The organism is Aeromicrobium sp. (genome assembly GCF_036675695.1).
GTDB lineage: Bacteria > Actinomycetota > Actinomycetes > Propionibacteriales > Nocardioidaceae > Aeromicrobium.
On the sequence record NZ_JAKFEL010000047.1, the window covers coordinates 1 to 9,898 of the forward strand.

Genomic DNA, 9,898 nt, shown 5'->3' on the forward strand with positions numbered 1-9,898 from the left:
TGATGGTCAGGTCGATGGCGGCGAGGAAGTCTGCCTCAGAGCCGATGTCGTTGACCGCAACCTGCGGTGCCGCAGATGGAGTTGCGATGCTGCTTGTCATATAGGAGTTGCTCCGTTGGATGGATGGAATTGATGGGCACGCATGGAAGCCCTTGGATCGTGGTGTGATGCCGAGGAGATGAGCCCGACATGGGCACGAGCACGAGCCTGCTCTGTCCGAGGTCCGTACAGGCCTTCAGCGCACCTACAAGCGTACGGGACGAGGGCCCTCAGCGCGAAGTCGGGGCAAGGAAAGCAGCGAGGGCGCGCGCGTACAGGTCAACATCCTCAGCACCCATCAGCTCACGCGCAGAGTGCATCGCCAACTGGGGAGCGCCAACGTCGACGGTGAGCATGCCCGTACGAGCCGCGCTGAGCGGTCCGATCGTCGATCCACATGGAAGGTCGGCACGGTGCTCATAGCGCTGCAAAGGCACGTCTGCCTGCGTGCACGCGCGTACGAAAGCAGCTGCGCCAGCAGCGTCCGTGGCATAGCGAAGATTCACGTTGACCTTGAGCACCGGTCCCCCGCCCACCGTGATGCGGTGCAGCGGTTCGTGCCGGTCGGCGTAGCTGGGATGTGTTGCGTGAGCCATGTCGCCTGACGCGCACACCGATGCGGCGATGGCCCGGTGGTAGTCGTCCCGAGTGCCGCCGGCCCCCAACACGATCCGTTCGAGGACGGTGGCAAGCAGATCCGACTGCGCTCCACGCTCAGACATGCTGCCGACCTCTTCGTGGTCGAACAATGCGAGCACAGGACGTACGCCCGCCACCGGCTCGGCGCTGAGCAGCGCCTGGAGGCCAGCGAAGCAGGTGACCTGGTTGTCGAGTCGCGGCGCAGAAACCAGACCCGACGCGGCTCCCGTGAGGCGGCTTGGCGCAGTGTCATGGGTCATCAGCTCGAATCCGGCGATGTCACCGCTCGCGACCTCGGCTTGATCAGCCACCCAGTCAAGGAAGGTGCCCGCTGCTGTCGACCAGATCGCGTTGACGTGCCGCTGTGGATCGAGCTCGACGCCCTTGCGTTCGGCCGACAGGTGGATCGCGAGCTGCGGGACGCGCAGGATCGGTTCATTGACATGTACGAGGGTGAAGCTGCCATCGCTCAAGGCCAGTCGACCGGCAATGCCGAGGTCACGATCGAGCCACGAGTTGAGCCACGCCCCGCCGTACGGCTCCAGTGCTACAACACCCAGTCCGTCACTCGTCAGGTCGTGGTGCTGCTTGAGTCGGAGGTTCGGGCTGTCGGTGTGACCGCCTACGACGCGAAAGCCATCGGCTGGATTGGCGCTCGACTCCGTTGACCAGGCGACGAGCGAACCGCCGCGCACGACGTAGAAGCGCCCTTGGTCGGTCGGCCACGTGTCGCGCTCGTTGAGCTCGATGTATCCCGCGGCATCGAGCCCGGCTGCCACTGTCGCGCAGACATGGAACGGAGTCGGCGACTGGTCGACGAACGTGCACAGATCGGCAGCGGCGGCGAGAACCATGTCACCACCCTAGATGGGCTCGACGCACGAGTGCCGCGCCCCTTGCGGGACGCGGCACTGGTGGTGGAAGGAAATCGGGTCAGCGTGAGCCGACGAGCTCTCCCTTTTCGACCTTGCGAGCGCCAGCGGCGTTGCCGCGACGGCTCATGAGACCAGCTGCGATGAGCACGAGGCCCAGGATTCCGCCGTAGACGGGGATCCAGGTCTTGACGGCCGTGAGCAGCATTGCCTTGCTCTTGTACTCGTCGACGACCTTCTGGGTCTGCGCGTCGGTGTAGCCGAGCGTGGCCTTGGTGGTCGTCAGGACGCGCTCGCCGTTGAGCTCGAGGTAGCTGTCCTGAGCCGTCTGGCCCACGATGACGACGCCCGTGACCGGGTCGACGCTGTAGGTGCTGATGCTCGAGTAGACGCGGTCAGCCGTGACTGTCGCTTCTTCGGAGCCGACGAGGTCGCCGGGCACATCGATCGTGCCGGTCTTGACCGGCTCGATGACCTGCTCGTACTTGTAGACCTTCATGCCCTTGACCTTGCCCTCGCCGACGTACGTCGCGGGGGTTGCCTCGCGCAGTGTGCCGTCCCAGAACTGATAGGTCTTCTTCTGCGCGTCGAACGGGAACTTGAAGTAGAGGCCCTCGAACGAGAACGGCTTGGTGATCTCACCATCCGCCTCGCTGCTGGTGTCCTCGTACTCCACGGCCTCGCCGGTGTTGGCGTCGAACGCCACCCGGTCGGTCGTTCCGCTCAGCGGCACTTCACCGCTGCCGCAGTTGAAGTCCGGGGTGTCTGTGCAGTCGTAGATGTTCCAGACTGCGACGTCCTTGCCGAGCGCCTTGCTGGCCTTCTTGCTGGCCTCCACGTCACCCGTGACGACCTTGGTGTTGGCCAACGGCCCGTTCGTGATCTTGAGACCTGCAGCGACGTCGAGGTACTCAGCATCGGCCCCTGGCGCCGTGCTCGAGTTGCTGGTGGTTTCGGTGTTCATCGGTACGACAGCGAGGCGGTCGTACATGTAAAACTTGGACAAGCCAGCGAGTGCCAGCAAAAATGCGCCCAGAAAAAGCGCAGACGTCCCGAATTTGTTTCCCACAGTGGGCTCCCTCCACCTGTATTAATCAGCACAACTTTACCAGCGAGGGGGGTCACCCCCGGCCCACAAGGACGTTGCCGTTTGATGACGATTCTCACGGGCTTTTCCGCGTCATGAACGGGCTCCTGATACGTCTCGGTCTTGAACCACATCTGACGGCGCGCGACCCACGGGTGTGACAGTCTCGTCGTGTGAGAACGACCATCCGGCAGGCCGTCGCAGAGGTCCAGCGAAGGCTTTTCGGCGATGCCACGGCGCAGCAGAAGATTGCGACAGCCGCGACCGTGATGATTTTGGTCCAGCTGGCATTTCGTGCGTGGGCCAGCTACGGCGGATGGTTCTACGGCGACGACCTCAAGTTCCTGTCCGAGGCCTCGACGACTCCCCTGTCGGTGGACTATCTGTTCACCAGGCACCAGCAGCAGCTGATGCCTGGTGGACTGCTGGTCAGCTGGCTCGTCGGTCAGGGCCCGGCCTACTCGTGGCCGATTGCCGCCTCGACGATCGTCGGGATGCAACTCCTCGCAAGCGTTGCCTGTCTGTTCATGCTCACCCGGCTCTTCGGCTGGCGACCCGGCATCCTCATCCCGTTGGGCCTCTACCTGTTCTCGCCGCTGACCCTGGGTGCCTTCATGTGGTGGGCCGCGGCGCTGAACCAGCTGCCTCTTCAGATTGCGTTCTTCACCCTGATCGCGACCCACGTGACATACCTGCGGACACGGCGCTGGGTCTGGGCACTCGCTTCGGTCGTGATCCTGGTCGTCGCGCTGCTGTTCTACATCAAGGCTGTCGTGATGGTGCCGGTACTTGTGCTCCTCACGCTGGCCTATTTCGTCGAGGGCCGCCCGTTGCGCCGCGCCATCGAGGCATTGCGAGGTTTCTGGCTCGCGTGGGTCGGCTACGCCTCGGTCGCGGTCGGCTACCTCGCGGTGTACGCGTCGACAGGAAGCTCACCGGTGGGTACCGGCGGAGACGCCTCGTACCTCGAGACGACTGACCGGCAGATTCGTCAGACCCTCGGTTCGACACTCACGGGTGGCCCGTGGCGCTGGCTGGACCAAGGCCGACAGGACGTGCTGGCCCATCCACCAGAGTTCGCGGTGACGCTCGCATGGATCGTGCTCACCGCTGTCGTCGTCGGCACGGCTTGGCATCGAGTCGGCGCGTGGCGCGGCTGGGCGATCTTCGCCGTCTACCTCGTGCCCACGGTCTACCTGACGGCCAGCGGTCGGACCGTCCTGTTCGGGCCGGACGTCGGGCTGTACGTGCGCTACATGTCGGACGTGTCGGTCGTCGCCTGTCTGGTCCTGGCCATCGTCACGATGCCGTTGATCGGCTCCCCCGAGCGGCTGCGTCACCTGAACCCTTCGATCTCCCTGCAGCCAGCGGTCGTGGTCGGTCTCCTCGTCTTCCTCGTCGGCTCCGCCTACTCCTCGTTCACCTACGTCGCCTTCTGGCACAAGGACAGTCCCGCCGAGCGCTATGTCGCCGCAGCGAGCGCCGACCTCAACCCGTTGGACGGGCTGTCAATCGTGGACGAGCCCGTACCCGAAGAACTCGTCCTCACGCCCAACGCGCCCTTCAACCGACCGAGCAAGCTTCTCGCGCCGCTCGACAAGCGCCTGAGACCCGTCTCGGACGGCACCGATCTGCGCATGTTCGGCACCGGCGGCCAGCTCGGTCCCGCAGTCGTCACACCGGGCATCTCGAACAGGGACAAGCCGACGGACGAGTGCGTCGCACTGGTGACACCACAGGCCTCGGCTTCGATCACTCTCGAAGGGCGCGTGACGGACGAGACGTGGTGGATGGCGATCAACTACCTCGGTTCTGTTGACGGCGAGATGACCGTACGCGCCGGTGAGGACGTCAAGACTCTCCCCGTACTCGAGGGACCACATACGCTCTTCATCAGGACAACCGGCTCGTACGAGTCGGTGCGCCTCAGCGCGCTCTCCGAAGACACGAGTGTGTGCGTCGACAAGATCGTGGTGGGGTTCATTGGCACCTTCAGCTGACCGTTCACTCACCTTCCCTGCCCTGGACACGCTCCGGTTCGTGGGGGCGTTCGGCGTGCTCGTGACCCACGTGGCATTCCAGACCGGCCAGTACGACGCAAGTGTGCGCGGCACGTTCCTCGCCCGCCTCGACTGTGGTGTGGCGCTGTTCTTCGTCTTGTCGGGATTCCTGCTGTCGCGGCCGTTCCTGTCGCGCATGGCCCGCAACGCCGTCCTCCCCCATGTCGGGTTCTACGCGTGGAAGCGGATGCTTCGCATCGTGCCTGTCTACGTGCTGGCCGTCGTGCTCGTGCTCGCCTTGATGCCCCCGAGCCGAGGACCGTTCTGGCCGCACTGGGCCGAAAACCTCACCATGACGACGATCTACACCTCGCACGACCTCCCGCAGGGACTCACCCAGATGTGGAGCCTTGCCACCGAGGTCGCGTTCTACGCGGCACTGCCGGTGCTGATGCTGGTCGTGGCCCGTACGGCCTGCCGACGTGGGTGGAACCCGCTCCCGATCTTGGGGATCCTGCTGGCCTTGTGCGCCGTCAACCTCACCTGGTTGACCACCGTCGACCTGGGCTCCCACCGCTCCCTCTGGCTGCCGGCCTTCCTCAGCTGGTTCAGCGCAGGCATTGCCCTCGCGGTGATCAGCGTGGACGTGGCTCAGCCGGACCCGCATCGCTGGTCGAAGGCCGTCGCACGTCTGGGCACGACTCCCCTGTCGTGCTTCGTGCTCGCCGGAGCCATCATCATGATCGCGTCGACGCCGTTGGCCGGCCCGACATTCGGCGAGATCCCGACCACCGCTGAAGCCATCGTCAAGAACCTGCTCTACACCGCGTTCGCCGTGTTCCTCGTGCTTCCCGGCGCATTCGGCGATCCCAACGCGCCAGTCCTGCGGGCCATCGCGTGGTCACCGCTTCGCTACCTCGGCCGCATCTCGTACGGACTGTTCTGCATTCACCTTCTGGTTCTGTACGCGGTGTTCAAGGCTCGAGGCATCGAGTTCTTCACGGGCCACTTCATCGAGGTGCTCGTGCTGACCACCATTGGCTCCGTCGCCGCGGCGGCCCTCATTCACGTCGCGGTGGAGACACCCGTCGACCGTTTGCGTCGCTTCGGCAGGCCAAAGACCGAGGCAGCCACCACTCCACACGCCACCGCGATCATCACCTGAGGCCAGTCCAGCGCGCCCAGCCAGGTGGATGAGCCGCCCCAAGGGCGTACGGCCGAGGCGCCCGCGACGAGCATGACGAGTGAGCCGGCGATCACTGCCGGATCGATCCTCCGCCGGACGAAGGTCGCCGCTCCGTAGCCAAGCGTGCCGACGACGAGGCCGACGACGCCGCCCACGACGAGTCCGAAGCCGACCAGCACGACGGCTGTCAGCGCCGCGTCGCGACGACCGAAGGATCGGGGCTCAGCCACCAGGAAGCTCATCGGCGATGAGCGCACAATGACCGCCGTCGCGACCAGCAGCACCACAAGCAGCGCGCCACCCAGAAGCAGACCTGTTCGGTAGAGCGAGTTGGGGGCGTACGTCATCTGGACGTCGTCGGCCGAACCGGCTGGGAGCTCCCAGCCTTGCTGCCATCCGTTGACGACGACCGACTGGGCTCGAGGCACGTCGGTCTCCCACCCCTCGTTGAAGTTCTCCGTGACTGTGAGTAGCTGACGATCGGACCCACCCGTGGTCACCTCACGCTGCGTGGCTCCCCACGACTTCGCCAGGGCCGAGCCGAGCGCGGGAGTTTCAGTCGGGTCACCAAGCGCGAGACTGACAGGTCGGAACGCGTCCGTTCCGCTCACCCGGACACGGTTCTCACCCTCCCTCAGCTCGACGTCCTGGTCCTTGCACTGCGTTGCCTCGAGTCGCCCACCTGATCGCAGGCTTGCCGGCGAGGCGACGATCCTTGTCTTGATGACGATGTCGGCGACACGCACGGATGGCCCTGTGCCGCAGGCGTACCGCTTGACCTCGGTCTCGCCCGCCAGCGGCAGAAGATCTGTACTTCCGACCCGCAGCTCGGACACCCCCACCGGAAGGATCTGAGCACTTCCGGTCGCGTCGAGGTTCCGAGCCTCGGTCGTCTTGGTGACTTCCATCTCGATCAGCTGGGTGGAGACGGGCTCGAACCGCGCCACGCCCTTCGCGTCGAAGGTGACGGTCTGGCGTGAGCCGTCGGAGAAGCGGAGGAACGCTTCGGTCGGCCGGGATGCCGCTGCATCCTCGTCGACGCGCGCTGTGATCCGGGAGACCGAGCGCTCGCCGATCCATGAAGCGGTGAGCCTCGGACGTGCGTCATCTGAGCTGGCGACCCATGTCGAACGCAGGTCGCCGTCGGCGGCCGCCAGCGCTGATGCCCGGGCCGACCGGACCACCTGCGACGAGGCCTTGATCGTCACGAGCCGGTCCTGCTGCATCAGTTCGTCGAGGCCCGCGCCGCCGATCGGCTCGACCGTCAGCGATATCGGGAGCGTCGTCGACGTCGGCAGGGTGACGATTCGGTCGATCACCCGACCGTCCTCGCCCCACGAGTCCTGACCGGACGCGCACCGAAGGTAGTTGTCGACCATGAGGCAGCCCTCACGGTAGCCGCCGCCGGTCTGCAACAGGACGCCTTCGGGCCTGCCCCACGACTCTCCCGGTTTCGGGAGCCGCAGCGGTCGCGACACGTTCACGCCGGGGACGCGTACCTCGCTGATCGCCAGCACGTCGTCCACCGTCGAGGGTGCCGAGATCATGAGGTAACGAGCGGGTCGGGTGATACCGACGAGGCGCTGGGGCACACCATGGCGGGCCGGGATGACCGCCGACTCCTCATCTGTCAGCACCGCCAGGTCGATCGAGCCGAGACCGCCACCGGCGAGGGTTACCGTCGTCGCCGAGACGTTGACCGGCTCGTCGAAGTCGATGCGGATCCACGAACGTTCACCGATGTCGGTCCGGGACGCCCGCCACGCCGTCATCGGATCACCGTCGAATGCCGACCACGGCTGCGCCGAGAGGTCGATCTTGTCGACCGTGCGCACCGTCGACTCCGCCGACGAAGCGGTGATGCTCGCGGCCCCGAGCAGCTCCGGCACCGACTTCCACCGGTCGCTTCCTGTCTTGTCGTACGCATGGACGGGACGGTCGGCACCGAACTTCTCGTCCCAGGCGACTGACGCAGACCTGTTGTCATGAGCCCGGCCGAAGGCCACTTCCTGCCGACGCTGACCGTCAGTGAGCACGTAGGAGGTGGGATCCCGATCGACCGGCAGGTCCTCCGCGTAGATGACGGAAGGGCTTGCGACCAGACCCGACTCGAGCAGGCCCACGTGCGAATCCGGGCCGCCGACGACCACCGGGACGCTGTCCGTGGACTGCGCGCGTGCGGGTGGGCGGGTGCCGACCCGGTAGACCTCAACGGCCTCGTGCTCGGACTGCCAGCCCTGGTCGACGAAAACCGTGGTGCCGTCCTGCTCCAAGGTCGGGCTGCCTCCCACCATGGGGCCGAAGGTAGCGACCCGTTTGACCTCGGGCATCCCTTCGAGCGCCGTGTGCACGATTTCCGAGTCGAGCCCGTCACTGCTGACTGCGAGGTCGTTGCGCACGACCAGCAAGGAGACACCGCTGTCGAGGAGGTAGTCCGACAGCGCCTGCGATCCCCGTCCGTCGGTCAGCTCACGCTCGACCGCGTCGAGCATCTGGATGTTGCCCGGCGGGGCCAACGGAATCGCGTTGCGAACTCCCCACGGCGTCGTCGCGAGCGGCTGCAGGACGTCGTCATTGGTGTAGCCCCACAAGTAGGAGCCGAACGCCGAAGCAGGCACTACCAGCGCTCGCTCATGAGGGTCCTGCTTCGCCAACCACGACGCGGTGTCCTCCCAGTAGCCCGGAATACTCTCGAACGACCCTCGAGGGGCGAGCTGTCCGGTCCACGCCGGACTGGTCGCTCCCAGAACGGCGACCACGCCGAGAACCGCAAAACCGAAGGTCGGCGAGAAGCTCCTGACGCCGCCGTCCTGAGCCCTGGCCGAGACCTCGCCGTACGCCTTGGTGACCACGTGCACGAACGCGAGCACCAGCGGGATGCGGATGAGGACGTCGAACTTGTGCGTGTTGCGCAGCGGTGACAGAGCGCCGTCGAGGAGCGACTGGATGTCCCGCGCGCCCAGCCCGCCATGGGACGCCGTGTGCCCCAAAGTCACCAGCACGAGGCCGGCGAGAACCGAGACGAACAGGAACCGGCGGTGCGGGAGGTCCCGCTGAGCCAGTCCGGCCACCGAGAGAGCGAGCACGACAGCGAGGTTGAGCAGCAGGATCGGCTCGGAGATGAGGTTGTTGCCGGCCACCGATGTCGCCGAGAGATAGGTCGTCCAGTTTGATGTGCCGCGAAGGCTGTCGAGCAGCGTGGTGTCGAAGGACGTGAGCGACGCCGACTCGATGAAGTCGAGGAACGGTGGGCTGTACTGGCCGAGGAGCGCTAGCGGTATCAACCACCACAGCGTTGCCAGCAGCACGAAGCCCGGCCACGCGATCATCATGCGCCTGCGGCGTGGACCGGGTGGCGCCATGGCCAACCACAGGACACCCAGCGGAAGCACCGCGAACGTCGCAACGGCGTTCACACCTCCCACTGCAGCGACCGCGACAGCACTCAGCGCGGCCATCGCGAGAGGTGATCGGCGAGTCGTACCGATGACCAGCGCGAGCAGCACCCAAGGCGCCACCGCCATGGGCCACACCTCGATCGACGAGGGACCGATGACGCTCAGCATCCGTGGCGAAAGCGCGAACGCGAACCCGCCGACCAGTTGCGCCCACTGCGCTCCGATCTTCAGCTCCCGCGCGAGGAGCACGAACCCCGTGAATGCCACGACCAGGAGCAGCGCCCACCAGAGGCGCTGCACGATCCATGGCTCAAGGTGCAGCTTCTGCCCGCCCAAGAAGAACGGACCCATCGGAATGAAGTAGCCGTACGCCTGGTTCTGGACCTGCCCGAAGAACCCGATGGGGTCCCACAACGAGGTCGCACGCTCCATGAAACGGCCGGGATCGACCACCAGGTCGAGCTTGGTGTCCGCGACGATCCGTCCAGGCTGCTGGATGAACGCGATGGCTGTCAGGACCAGCCAACACGCCGCCACACGAGTGCGCCAGATGAACCTGGAGTCGCTCAGCGTTTGCGCAGCACGATCGCGAGATTCCATGTCACCACCTCGCGCAGTCCGGGTATGCGCAGCACCCACCACGCCCAGCGAGGAAGATACCTCGGGATGAGGGCCAC

General features: G+C 65.7%; 5 protein-coding genes. 2 read left to right on the forward strand and 3 right to left on the reverse strand.

Annotated features, from left to right (window positions below; translation table 11 throughout):
* Positions 1-269: 269 nt before the first annotated feature.
* On the reverse strand, positions 270-1,532 hold the full coding sequence (locus tag V6M39_RS02445) for a M18 family aminopeptidase (RefSeq protein ID WP_332642072.1): 1,263 nt from the start codon (positions 1,530-1,532) through the stop codon (positions 270-272).
* 79 nt (positions 1,533-1,611) lie between these two features.
* Complete coding sequence (locus V6M39_RS02450) at positions 1,612-2,619, reverse strand: DUF3068 domain-containing protein (RefSeq protein ID WP_332642073.1); 1,008 nt, start codon at positions 2,617-2,619, stop codon at positions 1,612-1,614.
* Between the two features lie 191 nt (positions 2,620-2,810).
* Between V6M39_RS02450 and V6M39_RS02455 the strand changes: the two genes are divergently transcribed.
* Entirely contained in the window at positions 2,811-4,637 is a 1,827-nt protein-coding gene (locus V6M39_RS02455) for a hypothetical protein (RefSeq protein ID WP_332642074.1), read from the forward strand.
* The gene (locus V6M39_RS02460) at positions 4,588-5,802 is read left to right on the forward strand and encodes an acyltransferase family protein (RefSeq protein WP_332642075.1); all 1,215 of its coding nucleotides are present in this window, start codon (positions 4,588-4,590) and stop codon (positions 5,800-5,802) included. Before V6M39_RS02455 ends, V6M39_RS02460 begins: the two co-directional genes overlap by 50 nt.
* Here V6M39_RS02460 and V6M39_RS02465 read toward each other — a convergent pair.
* Complete coding sequence (locus V6M39_RS02465; RefSeq protein ID WP_332642076.1) at positions 5,703-9,821, reverse strand: alpha-(1->3)-arabinofuranosyltransferase domain-containing protein; 4,119 nt, start codon at positions 9,819-9,821, stop codon at positions 5,703-5,705. The two genes, V6M39_RS02460 and V6M39_RS02465, sit on opposite strands and share 100 nt — an antisense overlap.
* Positions 9,822-9,898: the final 77 nt, after the last annotated feature.

Coding starts and splice junctions, on each gene's coding strand:
- V6M39_RS02445 (WP_332642072.1), bottom strand. CDS start 1,532: ATGGTTCTCGCCGCCGCTGCCGATCTGTGCACGTTCGTCGACCAGTCG.
- V6M39_RS02465 (WP_332642076.1), bottom strand. CDS start 9,821: ATGGAATCTCGCGATCGTGCTGCGCAAACGCTGAGCGACTCCAGGTTC.